Origin of the sequence: Ferruginibacter sp., from assembly GCF_049840995.1 — a bacterium.
Taxonomy (GTDB): Bacteria; Bacteroidota; Bacteroidia; order Chitinophagales; family Chitinophagaceae; genus Ferruginibacter.
Genome location: NZ_JASGIP010000004.1, coordinates 109114 through 129459, shown reverse-complemented (window position 1 = coordinate 129459; position 20346 = coordinate 109114). Strand labels below are relative to the sequence as shown.

At 44.0% G+C, this 20346-nt stretch carries 13 protein-coding genes; 5 read left to right on the top strand and 8 right to left on the bottom strand.

Going from position 1 to position 20346, the window contains the following annotated elements; translation table 11 throughout:
* Window positions 1-124: 124 nt before the first annotated feature.
* The 3 genes from QM738_RS11290 to QM738_RS11280 all read right to left on the bottom strand — a co-directional run bounded on the left by QM738_RS11290 (window position 125) and on the right by QM738_RS11280 (window position 4321).
* The gene (locus QM738_RS11290) at window positions 125-2422 is read right to left on the bottom strand and encodes a hypothetical protein (RefSeq protein WP_462276822.1); all 2298 of its coding nucleotides are present in this window, start codon (window positions 2420-2422) and stop codon (window positions 125-127) included.
* The gene (locus tag QM738_RS11285) at window positions 2385-3365 is read right to left on the bottom strand and encodes a hypothetical protein (protein ID WP_462276821.1); all 981 of its coding nucleotides are present in this window, start codon (window positions 3363-3365) and stop codon (window positions 2385-2387) included. Before QM738_RS11285 ends, QM738_RS11290 begins: the two co-directional genes overlap by 38 nt.
* A gap of 248 nt (window positions 3366-3613) precedes the next feature.
* Complete coding sequence (locus tag QM738_RS11280) at window positions 3614-4321, bottom strand: head GIN domain-containing protein (RefSeq protein ID WP_462276820.1); 708 nt, start codon at window positions 4319-4321, stop codon at window positions 3614-3616.
* A 76-nt stretch (window positions 4322-4397) separates the two neighbouring features.
* Between QM738_RS11280 and guaA the strand changes: the two genes are divergently transcribed.
* Complete coding sequence (gene guaA, locus QM738_RS11275) at window positions 4398-5933, top strand: glutamine-hydrolyzing GMP synthase (protein WP_462276819.1); 1536 nt, start codon at window positions 4398-4400, stop codon at window positions 5931-5933.
* Window positions 5934-5951: 18 nt separating this feature from the next.
* Window positions 5952-7178: an ABC transporter substrate-binding protein gene (locus tag QM738_RS11270; RefSeq protein ID WP_462276818.1), complete on the top strand. Its 1227-nt coding sequence runs from the start codon at window positions 5952-5954 to the stop codon at window positions 7176-7178.
* A 30-nt stretch (window positions 7179-7208) separates the two neighbouring features.
* Here QM738_RS11270 and QM738_RS11265 read toward each other — a convergent pair whose 3' ends face one another.
* From QM738_RS11265 to QM738_RS11255, 3 genes are all read right to left on the bottom strand, one after another.
* Complete coding sequence (locus QM738_RS11265) at window positions 7209-7718, bottom strand: hypothetical protein (RefSeq protein WP_462276817.1); 510 nt, start codon at window positions 7716-7718, stop codon at window positions 7209-7211.
* Window positions 7719-7781: 63 nt separating this feature from the next.
* On the bottom strand, window positions 7782-10199 hold the full coding sequence (locus QM738_RS11260) for a DUF5916 domain-containing protein (RefSeq protein WP_462276816.1): 2418 nt from the start codon (window positions 10197-10199) through the stop codon (window positions 7782-7784).
* A gap of 126 nt (window positions 10200-10325) precedes the next feature.
* Complete coding sequence (locus tag QM738_RS11255; RefSeq protein ID WP_462276815.1) at window positions 10326-11456, bottom strand: proline dehydrogenase family protein; 1131 nt, start codon at window positions 11454-11456, stop codon at window positions 10326-10328.
* Between the two features lie 261 nt (window positions 11457-11717).
* Here QM738_RS11255 and QM738_RS11250 point away from each other — a divergent pair, with 261 nt between their 5' ends.
* Window positions 11718-12230 (top strand): acyl-CoA thioesterase, encoded by a 513-nt coding sequence (locus QM738_RS11250; protein WP_462276814.1) that lies wholly within the window; start codon window positions 11718-11720, stop codon window positions 12228-12230.
* Here the strand turns inward: QM738_RS11250 and QM738_RS11245 are convergent, their stop codons facing one another.
* The gene (locus QM738_RS11245; RefSeq protein WP_462276813.1) at window positions 12231-13328 is read right to left on the bottom strand and encodes a carboxypeptidase-like regulatory domain-containing protein; all 1098 of its coding nucleotides are present in this window, start codon (window positions 13326-13328) and stop codon (window positions 12231-12233) included. It abuts the gene before it with no gap.
* 3 nt (window positions 13329-13331) lie between these two features.
* The gene (locus tag QM738_RS11240; protein ID WP_462276812.1) at window positions 13332-14105 is read right to left on the bottom strand and encodes a lysophospholipid acyltransferase family protein; all 774 of its coding nucleotides are present in this window, start codon (window positions 14103-14105) and stop codon (window positions 13332-13334) included.
* A 100-nt stretch (window positions 14106-14205) separates the two neighbouring features.
* Between QM738_RS11240 and hxpB the strand changes: the two genes are divergently transcribed.
* Window positions 14206-14862: a hexitol phosphatase HxpB gene (gene hxpB, locus QM738_RS11235; RefSeq protein ID WP_462276811.1), complete on the top strand. Its 657-nt coding sequence runs from the start codon at window positions 14206-14208 to the stop codon at window positions 14860-14862.
* 239 nt (window positions 14863-15101) lie between these two features.
* The gene (locus QM738_RS11230; RefSeq protein WP_462276810.1) at window positions 15102-20249 is read left to right on the top strand and encodes a choice-of-anchor J domain-containing protein; all 5148 of its coding nucleotides are present in this window, start codon (window positions 15102-15104) and stop codon (window positions 20247-20249) included.
* The last annotated feature ends 97 nt before the right edge of the window (window positions 20250-20346 follow it).

The window sequence follows — 20346 nt, the reverse complement described above, 5'->3', positions numbered from 1 at the left end:
CGCCCTGCTGGTGAGAGAAATGGCAGGCAAAGATACAAAATAATGATTATCAATAAATTAACGTAAAATAAAGCAAGCCACCGGTAATCATCCACAGGTGCAGGAGCTGGTATAAAAAACCTGTTTACCGGGCTGCAAAATACTTTTCAAACGAATAACAGTTGCTGATCAGGTCTTCAAAATCGCCGGGATATTTTTTCTTCAATTGTATATAATATTTATTGGTCTCCGGGCTGGGCCCATCCTCTATATCTATTTGCCGGTACTTTTCGCAACGCCCCGCCATGCGCAGGCAAAGCGCCGCAAATTGGGGTGTTTTGGCAACCGCCATCGCTTTTAAATAATACTGCTTGGCAAGGTTGGCCTGGTGGTATTCAGCATCATCCGGCAATTGCTCCCTCCCAATATAGCTCGACCATGCATACCGGCGCATCATCCAGGAATTGCCAAATCCCGTCATATTAAAATAACAATTGGCGGCTAAAAAATAATGCAGGTCCCTGTCCGGGTCTTTTGCATCAGCAGCTTTTTGTAAATGAGCAAGCAGTGTTGCCACCAGCGTAGTTTTGGTATAACGTACCGTATCTGCCTTGGTGGTTTTATGTTCAGCATAAAAATTGGTGTAAAAGGCATTGGCATCCATATAATCCCTGTAAATATATTTTGAAGAACTCCAGAGCGTATCATTCACATTTTTAAAAGCAACATAGGCATGCTGCAGGTTGTTCAGCCGCACATATTTTGTGCCGAGCAGGTCGTACAACACATTAATATCGCCGGCAATCTTAGCGTATAACCATTGCTCAAAATGGTCTTTATCTTCTGCCCGATGCTTTTGTACTGCATTGATAACTCCTTCCATTTGAGAAGTGGTATAAACAGCATCCAGGTAATCAAAATAATTATCATAAAAATCCCGTGCCCTGGTCTGGTGGTTTTTCCGGGTGCGCCAGTACACCGATCTTTCATCCCAATAATCTCCAGTCACATTCAGTTGGGTAAACAACAAGGCTGCTTCTGTTGCATATCCTTTATATTCCAGTTCGCGGCCAAAAGCAAAAACAAAACGGTTATTGTTAAGCGCCGCCTGCTCCATTAAAAGTTTTTTGGTATCAGCTGTAAAAGCAGTGCCGCTGCCGGGCATACTTGCCATACACAGCGCTTTTATCATTTGGGCAGTTGGCTCTTTAGCTGCAATGGTTTTAATGGTGGCCAGGCACAGGTCCTTGTCGCCGGTCATAAATGCCAGGTATGCTTTTACCGTTTTAACCAATACAGGGTTTTGTACTTTATTAAGGTTAATGGTATGTACAAACTGCAGCACCTCCTTTGCATAGGCCCTGTCCTTATCAATATGCCGCAATGCAAATTTTGAAGGATCAGGCATATCATCATACCAGTTATGTTCGCCATAAACATGCTGCCCATCCACCGAAGGAACAAAATAAGTGTAGTAAGGCGTGTAGATCCAGTCTTCCAGTTTATTGATCTCCCTAAGCAATAAAAAACTAAAGGCCTCACTGTTGGGTTGCAGCTGGTATATATTCATCAATCCTTTTAAACCCCTGCCGGCATTTTTAAGATTATCCATTAAAGAGATCGCCGCTTTTTCTTTATTGTTCCTGGCATAACCCAGCGTGCTGGTAATGGGTATATCAAGATTATAATGCTGCAGAATGCCCAGCCGCTTATCAGGTGCATTGGAAAATACCAATGCAAAAAAATAATTCTGCTTTGCACGGTCCGTTTCTGTCATAGCTTTAAAATACAGCGCCCAGTAATCAATGATATCCTTTGCATTTCCAGGGCTCACAAAATACCGGTCGTACAACCAGTTGATCACTTTTTCATCGCCGCTGTAAAAAGCCAGCCGCATAATTATAAAGGCGTAGCGCTTACGGATCATTTTATCGGGCGTGGCTGCCATTGCCTTCATCGCCTGCTGAATAAAAGAAAGGTTTAAATAATTTTTGGCATCCGTACTTCTTTCCCAGGGGTCATCCTGCCAGGTATTTAATTCACTGCTGTGCTTGGCAAATTTCAGGTAGTTGATGGCAGCGGTATCATTCACAGATAAAAGATATTTCAGCATTGCATTATCCGAAGTGGTCTTTTCCAGTTCAAATTCATCGATGTCATATACAGCGCTGTAAATACTCCCGATATCCACTTTATTTTTACAATACGCTCTCCACAGCTGTACATTCATGGCCCTTGCAGCTTCTTCATTCGGGTAAGTACTATCGCTATCATAAAAAATACTGGCGGTATAATTCATGCCGTAAAATCCGCCGCAGGCAAATGCTTTGGGATCCATTATAGAAAAACGGACAGCGTCGCCATAAGGATAATAAGGCCCGCAGGCAATTGCCCTGCTGCAAAAACTATTCAGCAGCACGATACAAACCATCCAGCGTTTCATTGTTATATTTTTTTAGTATTTGTTCATCTAAATGAAAAAAGCTTACAGTAGTGGTTCCTGTAAAACGAATGCGGTCCTTTAACAGCCCCAGTGTTTTCTCCAATTGATCCGGCGTTACTTCCTCATATTTTATCCGGTCGCCCGAACGTAAATAAATATTATTGATCACCGTATCAGTAGCCACCCGGTACCACAAAGGATTTTCCTTTATGGCAAAGTTCCTGATATCGCCCACATCGTGCAGTATGCCGGCAAACCGGTCGTTTTGAAAACAAAGCATCCAGGAGTTAACAGGCAGCGCAATATCCAGGTGCAGGGGATATACATTTTTGGTAAGGTATTTTTTTAACTCATCCGGATCAAGGATAGAATTCTTATCATCATGCGCCAAAGGATTATTCAGGTTATAACACATCAGCATCGCCTTATCAACCGGCGGCACCCCCATCAGGTTAGGATACTTATAAGGATACAATCTTAAAGTACAGGAAAGTGTTTTTTTGGTTTGCTTCCTCAGCGCTTTCAGCAAGTAAAAATATTTGTCCTTTGTACCAGCGGTCCAGTCGCAATCTATCTGTACTTCATTATACGTTCTGTCGGCAACCGTATGTTCTTTAAATTTCTTCTGTACTAAAAATAAAATATTGTCGGCCAGCGAATCCAGCCCCTCGTTGGTGGCCTGTACCAGTACCTCCGTTTTTACAAATACCACCGGTACTATCTCCAGCCGCGACAGCACCGAATCATCATGCGCTCCATAATAAAAATTAAAATGAATATTCGTTTTGGAAATGGGCCTGGCACCAAATAAACGGTGCTGTTCCACTTCAAAGAATTTTACGTACAGTTTTTTTACCTGTAAAGTATCCACCGCTTTTATTTCGCTTACTTTAAAGCCATCCTCATCGGCTTTCCAGTAATAAAAAGCCCGTTGCACCGTCATATTATACGAATGCGAACCCGTACGCTTACACGAAGTAAGAACGGCAGCAACAAAAAATAAACAAATAAAAATTTTGAAACCAGGGCGGGCAGTCATTGCAGGGCTGAGTATTACCTGTAAGTTATAATTGTTTTGGAATAGAAAACAGGCTTTAGAATATAATTAACAGCTTTTGATTTTTTGCGGAATGCCTCACCCCCCAACTCACTACTGACCACTGACTACTCACCACTCACGCAGTAAGCAACTCAATCCTTTCTTTCCACCGATCCCCCGCTGTTGGTGTTGGATTTTACGCTGGCCTGGCCGGTATACCTGATAGTGCCACCGCTGCTGGCATCGGCCTTTAAGCTTACACTGGCCTGCACCGAAGCCGAAGCGCCGCTGCTGGCATCCACATCTGCACTTTCGCAAAGCAGGTCGTGCACATCAGCACTACTGCCACTGCTGGCATCCACTTTAAGGTCGCGGGTTTTGCCACTGAGTTTTACCCTGCTGCCGCTGTTCACATCCACGCTTACAGACGGGGCATCCACTTCTCCTTCAATATCGCCCGAGCTGGAGGCGTCCATTTTTATCATCCCATCGTTTTTCAGCACATCGGTTAGCTTTATGCTGGCCGAAGAATTGGCTTCCAGTCTTTTTAAACCGGGCACGGTAACGGTAACTTTAATACTGGCATTGCTCAGGTTTACATTTTCCTTAAGCCCCACATGCAGGGTACCACCCGAAACATGCGTTTCCACGTATTGCATGATATTATCATCCGCCTGTACTTCCACCAGGGTTTCAGCGCCGCCTTTTACCTCTACATTAATGTCGTTGGAGGCCGTTAAACCACTAAAGCTGCCTGCCGTTCTTTTTTCAGTAATGATATTGCCGCTGCCGGTTACCGTACGGTAGTGGCAGGATAGAAAGGCAACGGAAATAACAAGGAGTAAGGCGAGCTTTTTCATGGCTGAATAATTTGTAACAAATATAAAAATCTAAACGGTTTGCCCATGCAACTATTTAATTTACCTTCGCAGCAATATGACAGAAAAGATACTGATACTGGATTTTGGATCGCAATATACCCAGCTGATAGCCCGTGCAGTGCGGGAAGCCAACGTATACTGCGAAATAGTTCCTTATAATAAAACCATCGAATACGAACCGGGATTAAAAGGCATTATCCTGGGCGGTTCGCCCTTTTCGGTAAATGAAGAAAAGGCATTGATGGTGGATGTAAAAGCCATGACTGAAAAGCTGCCGGTACTCGGCATTTGTTACGGCGCACAGCTTACCGCCAAACTTTTTGGCGGCAGGGTGGATAAGAGCGAAAAGAGGGAATACGGCCGCGCCATCTTTAAAAAAGAAAAGGAAGATGTGTTTTTAAAAGAAGTGCCTGCCACATCGCAGGTATGGATGAGCCACAGCGATACCATTAAAGTATTGCCCGAAGGTTTTGAATTACTGGGTACTACAGAAAGTATTCCTGTAGCAGCATTCAAAAGCAATGGCACTACCAAAAATCCTTTGTACGGTATCCAGTTCCACCCGGAAGTATATCATTCTGTAGAAGGTAAAAAGATCTTAAAGAATTTCCTGTTCAATATATGTGGTTGCACCGGCGACTGGACGCCTGAACATTTTATTACCGATACAGTGGCTGCGCTTAAAAAACAGATCGGCAACCGTAAAGTGATCATGGCATTGAGCGGCGGGGTAGACAGTACTGTTGCGGCCACATTGATACATAAAGCCATTGGCGATAACCTGTACGGCATTTTTGTAGATAACGGCGTATTGCGCAAAGACGAATTTGGCCAGGTGCTGGAAACCTACAAAACCATTGGCCTGAATGTAAAAGGTGTGGATGCCAAACAACTGTTCTATACCAAACTGGCCGGTAAGGTAGAGCCCGAAGAAAAAAGAAAGATCATCGGCAAAAGTTTTATAGAGATATTTGATGAAGAGGCCCATAAAATTGAAGGCGTGGAATTGCTGGGGCAGGGCACCATTTACCCGGATGTGATCGAATCGCTTTCGGTACATGGCCCGTCGGCAACCATCAAAAGCCATCACAATGTAGGCGGCCTGCCCGATACCATGAAGCTGGAACTGGTGGAACCATTGCGCTCCCTGTTTAAAGACGAGGTAAGAAAAGTGGGTACCGAACTGGGTATACCGGCAGATATGATCAACCGTCATCCTTTTCCCGGCCCGGGACTTGCGATAAGAATTTTAGGAGAAATTACAGAAGAAAAGGTACGGTTATTGCAAGAAGCAGATGCGGTTTATATAAATGGTTTAAAAAAATACAACCTCTATACAACTGTTTGGCAGGCCGGTACCATCTTATTGCCGGTAAAAAGCGTGGGGGTGATGGGCGACGAAAGAACATACGAATTTACAGTAGCTTTAAGGGCGGTAACATCTGTAGATGGTATGACAGCGGATTGGGCGCATTTGCCATACGAATTCCTGGCCGATATATCCAATGAAATTATCAATACCGTAAAAGGTATCAACCGTGTGGTTTACGACATCAGCAGTAAACCACCGGCAACTATTGAATGGGAATAAGCAGCACATCGAACTATTATGAATAAAAGGTTAATTACTGGTTTTTTATGGGCGGTTGCACTGGTGGTAACATTGAACGTGCAGGCACAAACAGATTCGGCAAAGCAAATGCCTACTTATAAAGTAGCCATATTTGCACCGCTTTACCTGGACTCTGTGTTCAGCGGTACCACTTTTAAATACAAACAGGCTTTGCCTAAATTCATAGTGCCTGCGGCAGAATTTGTACAGGGTGCAGAAATTGCACTGGATTCGATGAGGATGGGCAACGAAAATATTGAAGCCTATATATATGACTCCAGGGCGTACACGAAAACAATACCTTCCCTGATCAGTTCAAAAGCACTGGATGGTGTCGATCTTATCATCGGCGCAGTAAAAGACGCAGATTATAAACAACTGGCCGATTTTGCATTGGCGAAGAATGTACCGTTCATATCTGCCACTTATCCCAATGATGGTGGTGTTACCGGCAACCCGTTCACGGTTATCATCAACTCTACACTTAAAGCGCATTGCGAAGCCATTTACAGCTACCTGCTGCAGAACCATGGCACCGATCTTATTTTCCTTTGCCGTAAAAAAGGTACGCAGGAAGACAAGATAGCCGCTTATTTTAAAGCGCTGAATGAACAGGATGGCAAAGCCCTGCTGAACATTCAAACCATTAATGCCGACAGTTTGGTGATATCGGATATCTTTAAAAATAAACTGGACAGCAACCGCCACTCCGTGATACTGGGCGGCAGCCTGGATGAAGCATTTGCCACCGGCCTTACATCTGCCTGCTTCAACCTGCAAAAAAAATATCCCATGACGTTGATCGGTATGCCTAACTGGGATGGGTTTGCAGCGTTCCAGAAGAAAGATGAGTTCCAGGATTTCCCGGTGTATTTTACAACGCCTTATTTTAATATCAAGGCCGACAATTACAGCAAACTGTTAACCAGCGCCTACCTGAAAAAATTTAAAATAAAACCCAGCGATATGGCTTTTAAAGGGTTCGAGATAACGTATATGTTCACTAAACTGCTTACCCGCTATCCGAATGATTTTATGGCGCATATCAATGATAAAACAGACAAAGTATTCTGCGATTATAATTTCAGGCCGGTAATGCTGAAGAAGACGAATACCACGCCTGATTATTTCGAGAACAAACATTTATACTTCATTAAACTGTTGAACGGTTCCACCGTAAGGGCATTCCAGGATGGGCCGGGTTCCAGCAGTTCTAAAAAATAAAAAAGGCGGATCGTTTGATCCGCCTTTTTGTTATCGTGTAAGATATTTTCGTTGCGTGGTATACAGTATCACAAAAAGCACCGGCAGCGCAATGCCAGCTATAATGCCCGATACACTCTGGTATTGTTTTGTACCAATGATCGCCATGGTGGCGGCTATCGGCATCAGCTCTCCTATAACATACAGCAGGTAACCATCTTTTTTAAATTTGCGCATCCATAAAGCGCCCAAAAAGCAAAGCGCAATACCTACAATGCCGATGATCATGGCAGGCACCATGTGTTGCATACCAAACTCTATCTCTTCCCTCCTCTTAGCCATTTCTTCCAGCTCTTTGGCGGAAAATTCCTTGCCGGATTTTTGCGCTTTGTCCATCATCTTTAAACCAAGATCGTACAAAAACGGAGCAGCCAATGCAGCCAGTCCCAAAAGTGAACAACCGATAAATGTAAGAATGGTGAGTACGTTTAGTCCCGTAGGTAATTTTGCATTTCCCTGGTCATCATATTCCAGCAGATCTTTTGACAATTCCTGTTCCATAGTATATATATTTTAGAACAAGTTAGGACGTTTGTCAATTATTTCAAAACAGGTGATGATTTATTAACCGGTAGCATGGCTTTTCTTTTTCAGTTTCAGGTAATCAAGAAAGTATACCACTTTCACTGTAACCTCGTTGCTGTGCGGATTGTTGACCGACCTGCCGAAATTTTTAAGATAAGAAGTATTGCTGTAAGGATCTATCACCACATTATTGCCCAATGCATTCTTCCATGCAATGGTAATGCGGCTGCCCAGTAAAAAATCCCAGGTATAGAACATGTCAATATTAAAAGTATTGTAGTTGATATTCTTACCGGATATAAAAGCGATCTCATCCCAATAACCATCTGTTTTTAAATTGTAAAAATTGGTATTGTTGATGATAGACCAGTAATGTCGCATTCTAACGGTCCAGTTCATACGCTTGGTAAAATTATACTGGGCGCTCACAATACCGGTATTGCGTTTTACATTGCGCCTTGCAATAATGGGCGATCCATTGCTGTTGTTCATATACGACCAGCCCCAGTTGCCTTTATCCTGCTCAATGGTCATATCACCGCTCAGCTGAAATTTTTCGTTGAAGCGGTAACGCAAACCAACTTCGGTATTCCAATACGGATCGTTGGGTAAAGGCGATTCGGCGCCGCCGATATTATAGCTGAAATACAATTTCTTTCTGCTGTCGCTGCTGCCGTTGATATCAAAATAATAATACGGCGTTCTGCGCAGGAAGTAACTGTTATACGTACCCGAATTAATAAAATAATCTTTGTTCCACAACGGGCTGCTCTGGAAATTAAAACTGATATCCCAAAAATTCTTTAATAAAAAGAAAGCTTTGGCATTTACCGAAAGGCTGCTCCAATTGAATGGCTTGTATAAAAACGAATTGGTAAACCCTGCGCTGTACACCCGGTTGATAAAACGCTTGTAAGGCTTCAGCAGGTTGTAACTGATACTCCCGGTATAATCCACCGAGTTATTATTTACAATAAATCCAAGATCATTGGGATCGTAGGTATCACTTTCAATATTCACCAAACCGCGGTAACGCAGCAAGCCGCTTACTTTACCAAAACTGGCAGCGGTATTAAAACCATTCTTCGAAAGATTATTGCCCCAGATGGTACTGAACCTGCCGGTAAGCCCGAAATTGTACGTATTCTTTTTATCGAATAAAGAAAGATCCACGCTGCCCACATCGGCATTGCGGCTGTTGCCTTTGCGCAACACATTGGTATTGGTAAAGCTGATAAAAGAACGGTGCTTTAAAGCCTGGTCAAACACCACCACGCTGTAGTTGGTAAGCGGTTCAGTTAAAATACTGGAATCTTTACCGGTATTAACATTGGTGATCCTCGCATACATGGGCGCCGATACAGCATTGAATATACCCACACCCAGGTTGTCTTTGGTACGGCCCGAAATTTTAGTGGCGTTGTACAATCTTGTGATACCGGGGTTCTTATCGATCACGTAATTAGGATCGGCGCCATATTTTTTCAGCACTGCTGATGAGCCACCCGGTGCCGCACCAATACGGCGGGAGTAAAACAAACCAGCTTTATTGAACAACTCTGTTCCTTCGGTAAAAAAAGGCCGGTAATCATCAAACTTTACTTCAAAAGGGGTAAGGTTCAGCAACAGGTTATCACTTTGCACCTGCGCAAAATCGGGTATCAGCGTCATGTCCAGCGTAAAGCTTTCATTGATGCCATACTTCACATCCATACCACCGCTTTTCAACACTTCGGTAACATCGCCATTGGTAGTGGGCGAGTTTCTGAAACCGCCGGATATATACGGTTGAAAAGATAAACGTAAAGGCGGTTTGATATTCTTCAACCCTTCCCAGGTACCCCATTGATTGATGTCGCCGCTTTTGTTGGGATCTTCGGGGCTCCACAAACTGTTCTCGTTATCCTTTCTTGTAAAGCGGCCAAAGTTCAGGCCCCAGTCCTGCAAAGGATTTTTAGAAAGCCGTATGGCGCTGAAAGGGATCTTTATTTCCGCCACCCATCCATCATTCTTGATACTTACTTTACTTTCCCACACGGCATTCCAGCTGGCATCATATACCGGGCTGCTGTTCTGCGAACCCTTGGCATCGGCCTGCACACCCGCAGCGGTAACCTTGAATAAAAAAGCATTCTGGCGATCGAGATAAGTATCCAGCCCCACGGTAAAAACATCCACATCCTGCCGGTCGGATATATCCCTAGCCGTAAACTGGCGGCGTATATTGGCAGGATCGTCGTACATATAAGCGCCCACATATACGGCATCATTATCGTAGGCTATTTTAACAGCAGTTCTGTGAACGGAGGGTTTACCAAAATGAGGGGAGTAAGTGATAAAGTCGCCCACGGCAGGCACATTCTTCCACGAATCATCGTTAAGGTCACCGTCGATCGTTACCGGACGGTCTATTTTTACAGCTGGTAATTTTTTGGCCTGGGCACAGACAATCGTCACAAAAAAGCACAAGCACGCAGTAAATGTCGAACGCAAGTTTTATCAGTTAGTTTTCGCCGCAAAGTTAACCCATTAAATTCAAATTAAAATCTAATTAAAATGGGTCCCTTTTGAATGAAAACCGGTTCAGATGCCCCTCCTGGCCATTTCTTTTTTAATTAAAGCCAGTTCCCGGCCCGTTTGCCCGGCTACCGAACTGTTTTCCTGGGCACGGCGCATCAGGTAAGGCACCACGTCTTTTATAGGCCCGAAAGGCAGATATTTACTAACCGAACAGCCCGATTTTGCCAGGTTAAAAGTAATATTATCGCTCATACCGTACAGCTGCGAAAAGTGCATGTGCGGATGGCTGTGGGGCAACCCCTTTTTATCGAGCAATTGGGTGGCGTACAGGTTGCTGTATTCGTTGTGCGATGCCACTATCACCGAAATATGATCGATATGATCAATACTGAATTCCAGTGCCAGGTTATAATCCCGGTCGCTGGCTTCCTTATTGGGTTGTATGGGCGAAGGATAATTCATGGTGGCGGCCCTGTTGCGTTCCTTATCCATATAAGCGCCCCGTACCAGTTTGGCGCCCAAAATAAAATTGCGTTCCACAGCGGCTTCGTACGAATCTTTTAAGAACTGCAGTCTATCGTGCCGGTACAGCTGCAGGGTATTGAACACCACCACCTTGTTTTTGTTGAAAGTATCCATCATTAAAATGGTGAGCGCATCCACAGGGTCCTGTATCCAGGTCTCTTCTGCATCCACCAGTACACCCACATTTTTTGCAGCAGCTTCTTCGCATAGCTGCACCATGCGCAGGCGCACCCGGTGCCATTCTTCTTTCTCCGTTGCATCCAGCGATTCTATGGCATTCAGGTAACGTTTCATCAGTGTACCTGTTGCACTATTCATGGCGCTGTCTATTTTTTCCAATAATGAAAAGCGTGCAAAGCCCGTAACCTTAATACTCATAAAAGGTATATTGGCCTGCGTGGCAGCATAAGCGATCACTTTTTTAAACTCCTCTTTTGCATGATCAAAATTGTCTTCGCCCTCAATGCCTTCCACCCCATAATCCAGTATCACCTGCACTTTGTATTCTTCCAGCTTATCGGCCACTTTGGTGGTTTCTTCTAAAGTTTCGCCTCCAACAAATTGCTGAAAGATGGTATTGCGAATGATGGATTTTGTAAACGGTACATGCCATTTTATGGCATAGGGTGTAACTTTTAAACCCATGTTCACCAGCCAGGGCTTGCCCATGGAAGAAAAAGGAAATGCGCTTTTTTTAACTGTTTGTCGCTCTTATAAGCAAATGCAAATTCGGTATTATCAAAAGAAATTACTCCGGTAGGTTCGTTCATAAATTATAGTTCGTTATTCGAAATTCGAAAAATGGCGACGAACTACCAAATAAAAGGTGAGTGGTAAGTAGTGAGTGGTGAGTAACGAGATGTTTTAAAATTTTAGGGTATTACTCACTACTGACCACTCACCACTCACTATATTTGCAAAAATTTTTGAATGGAAAAGAAAGCAAGCGAATCGCTGGTGATAATGACCGAACTGGTATTACCCAACGACACCAATAATTTTGGCAACCTGATGGGCGGTCGTTTGATGTACTGGATGGATATTGCAGCAGCCCTGGCAGCTATGAAGCATTGCGGTGCACCCGTGGTAACTGCATCGGTGGATAATATTTCTTTTGAAAGCCCTATCAAGATCGGTAATGTGGTGCATATTGAAGCCAAGGTAACCCGTGCATTCACCAGCAGTATGGAAGTACACATGAAGGTATGGGGCGAAGATGCCATTCAGCAATACAAATACAAAAGCAACGAGGCTTATTATACATTTGTTTCACTGGATCCTACCGGCCGCCCAAGGCGGGTAAATACCTTGATCCCGGAATCGGAAGAAGAAAAAAAATTATTCGACGGCGCTTTAAGAAGAAGGCAGCTGCGCCTGGTACTGGGTGGTAAAATGAAAGCAGAAGATGCGGATGAACTGAAGGCGCTTTTTACCAAAGCATAATTATTCCGGCTGGTAATCGAAGGGCAACTGGTTGGCCAGTTTTTCGTATACCCAAAAGCCATCGTACACAATACCAAGCGGCGAATGTATGATGCCGTTATCATCCACTTCCACTTTATCATCCAGCAAAGTAATGTATGCGGTAAAGCCAAAACGGTCCAGCCCTCTTACCAGTATTTTGCGGGACAGGTAAAATTTGGCGTGCGGCTCTTCATCGTATTTTATCATCACCACTTTTTGCCCGGTAATATAATAGGCACCTGTTACAGTATCTTTTTGCAACATATCTTTTACGGTGATTGGATAAACCAGGTTAACAGGACCGCTGTTTTTTTTATTACTCTTCGTACTGTCTTTTACAGCCGGTATTTTCTTGATACCGGAAATAGTATAACCCGCTTTTTTAACATCGCCGGTAGTAAGTGTACGGTAAAAATGCATGGTGCTGCCAAAATAATTCTGCTTTCTTCTTTTTATCACTGCTTTTTTATCGCTGATGGATTCATAACGGCTGTAGCCTAAAAAATAAGTGCTGTTCTTTATTTTATCAAAGCTGAATTCCACCAGGTCGAATGATATCTTATACCCCAGTTGTTTATTGATGATCACCAGCGGGGTATCTGCATAGGCATACATCGAATTCTTATTCTCGCCCATTGCAAAATAAACCGCACCGGCATTTTCAATCACGCAATTATCCGCTTCTTCGGTAATACCCAGGAAATTTTCGATGAATATTTTCATCCATTGCTGCCGGGTGGCATCATTCATTATCAATACATCTTTGAGTGTATTTTCTTTTAAAGCCAGTTGAACGGTATAATAAAAATTCACGGAGTCTTTATCGATGTGCAGCGTATACAATTGGTATCCTACAGAAGAGATGATGAGTTCGGCAGTATAGGTGTTTTTCAGGTTCAAACTGAATTCGCCCGAAGCATTGGTGACTGTTCCGATAGAAGTATTGTTGATATACACACTGGCATTACCCACAGGCGTACCCGATCTTTCATCCAGCACTTTTCCTCTTACCAATACCTGCGCTTTTACAGCATTGCAAAAAATTAAAAGCAATAAAGTGGAGAAGAAAATACGCATGCCTTATTTGTCGGTTTTGTTCATCAGGTGATGGCGCCCCTTCAGCATAAATTGTTTGCTTTGCTCAATGGCGTCCATAACGGTGGCTAAGATATTTTCGGTACTGTCTTCATAATCGATCTGCAGGGGATCTTTAAAAGTTACGGATAACAATGTGCCCTTCTTTTTAAATTTCAATCCCTTTTTATTGAATGCCCTCCAGTAGCCGCTGATTACCACGGGTATCACAATAGGCTTATGTTGCTTGATGATAAAGGCGGTTCCTTTCCGGCCCGGCGCAAAGGGTTTGGTGGTGCCCTGCGGAAAAGTGATGACCCAGTTGCTTTGCAATGCCCTTTCAATTTTTCGTGTATCCGAAGTGTCGAGCCCACGCCTCACTTCCTGCCCGTCGGCTCTCCAGGTACGCTTTACCGTTATAGCCCCTGCAAGGCTGAACAATTTGCTGATCCAGTTGCTTTTCATCGTTTCTTCAGCAGCCACATATTTTACCCTTGTAAAAGGCCAGAGCAAATAATAAGGAACACCCAGTTTATGTTTTTTACGCCAGCTTACGGCGCAGAAAATGTGTAAAAAAGTGATCACATCCGCAAAATAAGTTTGATGATTGCTTACAAACAGTACGTTTTTTTTGGGCAGGTGGCCCAGTTTTTCCATTCCTTTAATTTCGAGGCGGTTAACGATATTTAAACCGGGATAGGAGATGAATCCCACAATGGCGTATACCAGCCCTTTTACAAATTTTGATTCCTTGAACCTGGCCCACCAGCTTTTCATCATAGAAGTTAATTTATGCCAATGCTGCAATTTATTGATCTGCTGCGGAATGATAAAATTATACCGTTAAATTACATGATATTGAAGTTAATATATTTGCGGCATGAAACTTAATACGGTAATATTCGATATGGATGGCCTGCTGATAGATTCTGAACCTTTGTGGAATGAAGCTGCCACCATCATTTTTCATCGTTATAATATTCATTTAACGCCCGAGCAGTATGCCACCACTACCGGTATGCGTACCAAAGAATTTGTGGAGCGCTGGTTTGCTTATTTTAAAATTCCCTTGCAGGATGCCCCGGCTGTTGAAAAAGAGATCATTGATAAAGTGATAGAACTGGTGTTGCAAAAAGGAAGGCCCATGCCTGGGCTGGAACATATTTTTAATTTTTTTAAAGAAAGGAATTTTAAGACCGGGCTGGCATCTTCATCGCCCATGGAGCTGATTGAAGTGGTGGTGGACCGCCTGGGAATAAGAGATCACCTGGGCAGTATCTGTTCTGCCGCACAAATGCCCTACGGCAAACCGCACCCGCAGGTATACCTTGATTGTGCTGCTGCATTAAAGGCGCCGGCCAATGAATGTATCGGTTTTGAAGATTCTTTTTTTGGTATGATAGCTGTAAAGGCTGCCGGCATGAAATGCGTGGTGGTACCGGATTACAAGAGCAGCAAGGAGCTGAAATGGCATGCTGCCGACCTTAAAATATCATCGCTGCAGAACTTTAATGAATTGCTGCTGCATTCCCTCTGATCCTCTCTTTTTACACCTGCATTTTTCCGCCCGGCCTCATAGAAAAGGCCGACATATATTCTTTTTTCTGCATAAATCTTACCGGACGCTGGTTGTATAAAAAAAGCGTTTGAAAATTACATAATATTAAGTTAAAGTTGTTACCTTTAATGCTGTACTACCTGAACTGCACTGCTTTATCCCCAAAACATGTCTCTCCAGGTTATTCTCAAGTACACAAACAAACTAAAACATTTTTTATGCAAAAAACAACTACACGAAAAGAGTTCAAGGTGTTTTTGCTCAGGATGGTACTCCCGGTACTCGTTTTGAGCATGTCGCTGCAGATCTCTTTTGCGCAGCAGCAGAAATCGAGAAAAACTGCTAGCGGCAAAGTGATCAAGGCGCCTGCCACCCCGGTGGCAAATGCTGTTCGTGTCACTGGACAAAACAGTAAGTTGGGTATCAGTAATGGCCCGACAGATGTTCCGGCAATGAACAAAATCATTGCTACCAAAATGGCAAAAAATCCCGGTATCCCTACCGAAAAGATTTTTTCCAATTCACTTCCTACATCAAACATTGTTGAAGACGTATGTACTTACAACGGTGGTTTGACTGCAAGTGACCTTACACTTACCAACGGACGTTTCTTCCGTGATGGTGTTCCGTCTACTTGCGCTGCTCCAAAAGGTGTTTGTCCTGGTATCTTTAACCCAGGTACCGGCCCTTATTATTACGACAAATACACCGTCCAGAATCTTACCTGCGCCAGTCAGTGCGTAACCGTAAGTTACATTGCAAATGCTGGTGGTGGTGACGTATTTGGTGTGGCTTACAACGGAAGCTTTGATCCAAACAACCTTTGCGCTAACTACATCGCAGATGGTGGTTCAAGCTCTCTGTCTCCAGGTGCAACAGTTACTTATTCTTTTACCCTGCCTGCTAACCAGACTGTGGTATTAGTTTTAATGGCTGCTTTGACCAGTACAGAATGTCCTTCTTACACTATGACTGTAACAGGATTGACCTGTACTCCTCCTCCTCCTTGCCAGGCTCCTACTTCATCTGTATTGAGCCAGGTACAGATCCCTGGTCCTGCATCTAACCTGTTCGCTGAAGGTTTTGATGGCACTATTCCTCCTGCAGGATGGCCTATCCAGAACCTGAGTAACCCAATTGGTCTTACCAACTGGTCTCAAACCAACTCTCTGGTATTTGCTCCTCAGAGTGGTGTTGGTTTTGCTTCTGCAAACTTCAACAACACTGCAGGTACAGGTACTATCAGTGACTGGATGTTTACTCCGGCGATCGCAACCATGAGAAACGGGGATAAATTCTCTTTCTATACTCGTACTACTACAGGTACTTTCCCTGACAGGTTGCAGTTATGGTTAAATACAACCAATACCGGCACCAACGTTGGTACCACCGAATCAAGCACAGGTGATTATACAACCTTACTGGTTGATATCAACCCGAACCTGACCGGAACCGGTTATCCAACTTCATGGACACAGTATACTGTTACTATGTCTGGTTTACCAGCAGCTGGTATCCCGGGCAGATTAGGTTTCAGGTATTATGTTACAGGTGGTGGCCCTACTGGTGCCAACTCTGATTTCATTGGTATTGATAACGCGGTGTATACTACATTCCCGCTCATCAATCCAAATACCTGTACAGGTTCTACAGCTAACTTAAAAGTTGATATGACTGGTGGGGATCCGTCATACACTTATAACGTTACTATCCATCCTTCAGTAGGTCCGGACTTTACAGTTCTTAATTATACCAGCGGTAACCAAATACCGGTTACTCCTGCTGTAACTACTACTTACAGCCTTGTTTCTGTGATCGTTGCCAGCAATCCTTGCTGTATCGGTACAGGTAACAGTGGTACACCTACTATTACTGTATCTCCAACTACTGTTGCAGGTATTACAGTAACGGCTAACCCAAGCACTCCTCTTTGTGCGGGTGACCCAACTTTATTAACTATTATTGGTGCTCCTACAAACGGAACTGCTACTGCAGCTTCTGGCCCTATATCGGTAGCAATACCCGATGCAAGTGCAACTGGTGTAAGCACTAATTTAAATATCACAACTGTTCCTGCAGGTGCTACCGGAACAAGTGCCAGCGTTAACTTCAATATCACCCACACATGGGATGGTGATCTTACGCTGTTCTTGAAATCTCCTAACGGCCAGGTACTGAACCTGGTGAACGCAAAAGGCGGTACAGGTGATAACTTTGTAAACACCACTATCAATTCTACTTCCACTACAGTAATTCCTGCTGCAGGCGCTCCATTTACCGGAACGTTTGCTCCGGATGGTGCATTAGGTGCTGCTCCTCCTACTGGTTTTATACCAACAGCAACCACCTTCTTGCCACTATACAATACCGGTACCGCTAACCTTAATGGCACATGGTCATTTGCTGCAAGGGATAATGCTGGTGGTGATGTTGGAACTATCACAAGCTGGAGCCTTGCTGTAGGTTGGACAGTACCTGCAGGACCTCCGGCAGGATATACTTTCCAATGGTCTCCTACTACAGGTATCAGCTCTTCTACCGGTAACCCGATCGCGGCTTCTCCAATGACAACCACTACGTACACAGTACTGGGTACGGCTCCAAATGGTTGCCAGACTACCGGAGCGGTTACTATCGTAGTTAACCAGTTACCGGCAGTTACTTCTCAGCCTACCAACTTAACGGTTTGCCAGGGAAGCACTGCTACCTTCAGCATTGTAGGTACAGGTGCAGGTATCAGTTATCAGTGGCAGGTAAGCACTAATAACGGTGCTACTTATACCAACATTCCTGCGGGTGCCCCTTACGGTGGTGTTACTACCAATACATTAACCATTACCAACGTACCGGCTTCGTTTAATACTTACCGTTACCGTTGTGTAGTGAGCGGCACATGTCCTCCGGCAGCTAACTCTGTTGGTGCGATACTGACCGTGAACCCACTGCCTGTTATTACAGTATCTCCTGCAAGCCCAATCTGCGGTGGTATAGCAGGTACCAATGGTACCCTGATCACTGCAAGTGGTGCTACAACATATACATGGTCTCCTGCAACTGGTTTATACACCAACGCTGCAGCTACCACTCCTTATGTTGCAGGTACTCCTACTGCTACTGTATACGCTGCTCCTGCAGTAAATACTACTTATACAATAACTGGTACCAACGGTACTACAGGTTGTATCGGTACACTTAAAATAGATGTGAATTACAAACCGGCAGCTCCGACAGTTAATCCTGCTTCGGTTACAACCTGCGTAGGTTTCCCTGCTGTTCCATTAACTATCACTTCGTCTCTGACACCAACTGCGTTCACAGACACTTATAGTTCTGGTACAGTGAGCATTCCGGTTCCGGATAACAGTGCTGTAGGTGCACACAGTGATATTACTGTGCCATTGCCTGCAACAGCTGCTATTACGAACGTAAGGGTTACTATCAACATGCCGCACACTTATTGCGGTGATATGATCTTTAACCTTAAAGCTCCAAACGGACAGATCCTTGCACTGGATAAATACCTGACAGGTACAGGTAACCAGGCGGGTACTTATCCTAACACTGGTTTTGTAAATACTGTTGTAAGCTCAGCAGGTACTGCAGCATTCAGCAGTGCAGCTTCTCAGCCAATCACCGGTACATTTAAAGCTGATATGATCAATGCAGCTATCGCTACTGTTAACAATCCTAACGGATATGTTTCTGCAGCTACTGCATGGAACCAGTTATACAGCACACCAAACGGCGTATGGACATTAGCTATGGCCGATGGTGGTGGTGGTGATGTGGGTACACTTACATCATGGTCAATTTCATTTGACTACCTGTATGGTGTTCCAGCTTCTGGTGTTTGGACTCCTGCTACAGGATTATATCTGAATGCTACAGGTACGCCGTATGTTGCAGGTACTGCTGTTAATACAGTATATGCACAGCCAGCTACCAGCACTACTTACAGTGTAACTGTTACAAGTGTTGGACCTGATGCAACTCCTACATTCTCTAACACAGCTTCAGTTTCTACTGGTGACGGTTCACCAGGTAGCCCATATCCTTCTAACATCAGTGTTACAGGATTACCAACTACCGGTGCATCTGTAACTTCAGTAACGCTGAATGGTTTGAGCCATACCTGGTCTGATGATATAGACATCCTGTTACAATCTCCTTCTGGTCAGAATGTGATCCTGATGTCTGATATCGGATTTGGTAATGCTTTGAACAATAACACCTTTGTATTTAACGATGCAGGTCCATTGTTAACTACTGGTGCTACTCCTTCAGGTACTTATCACCCAACTAACCTGGTTGATCCTAACTTTGGTGTTGAACCTGATAACTGGCCTGCTCCTGGTCCTGGTACTGTTGTACAGCCAAACCCTGCTTTAGCAATGTTTACAGGTAACTTTAACGGAACCTGGAAGTTGTTCATCGTGGATGACTTTGGTGGTGATACCGGTAACTTAGCCGGTGGTTACAGCATTAGTTTCAAATACCCAACTGTTGGTTGTGTATCTAATGCAACACAGGTACCTGTTACTGTTAACACTCCGATCACATTCCCAACTCAACCTGTGGATGCGGCGGTTTGTACAGATAAGGTAACCAGCTTTACTACTGTAGCAGCCGGATCTGTTATTGCTCACAACTGGAAAGTAAGTACTGATAACGGTAACACATGGGGTAATGTAAGTAACGGTGGTGTATATGCTGGTGCTCAAACCGGTACATTAACCATCTCTGCTCCTCCTGTTTCAATGAACGGATACCTGTACAAGGATTCTATTCATACCGCAGGTTGCCGTGATTCTATCTCCAGGATCGTTAAACTGACCGTTAACCCATTACCAACCATTATTCTGAATGCTTCACCGTTCACGAAACTGTTCCCTGGTTTAAGGACCACTGTATTCTCAACAGTTACGCCGGCAGCTTCTACTTATACATGGTTCAAGGATGGCGTTGCAGTTCCTAACCAGGCTGCAAGTTCTATCCTGGTGGATGTAAGCGGTATAGGTACATACACCCTGAGAGTAACGGACGTAAACGGTTGTACGAACAATTCAGTTAACTCTATCACCATTACTGACTCAGTAAGCGGCAGAGTATTCGTTTATCCTAACCCTAACAATGGTGTATTCCAGGTTAGGTACCACAGCGTGGCAAACAACGTTAACCTGCCACGTGGTCTGAACGTTTATGACGCAAGAGGCAAACGAGTATTTGCTAAAACATACTCTATTGCTGCTCCTTACGGAAGAATGGATGTAGATATCAGGAACCTTGGTACTGGTGTTTACTGGGTAGAAGTTGTTGATATTAATGGCAACAGGCTGGCCGTAGGCAGAGCCGAAGTCTTAAGATAAACAATTCGTTGATCTAATATAAGGCCCCCCGATACCGGGGGGCCTTTTTTATACCCTGCTGTTTTACAACCTGTTATACAAGTTGCCAGTTTACTGC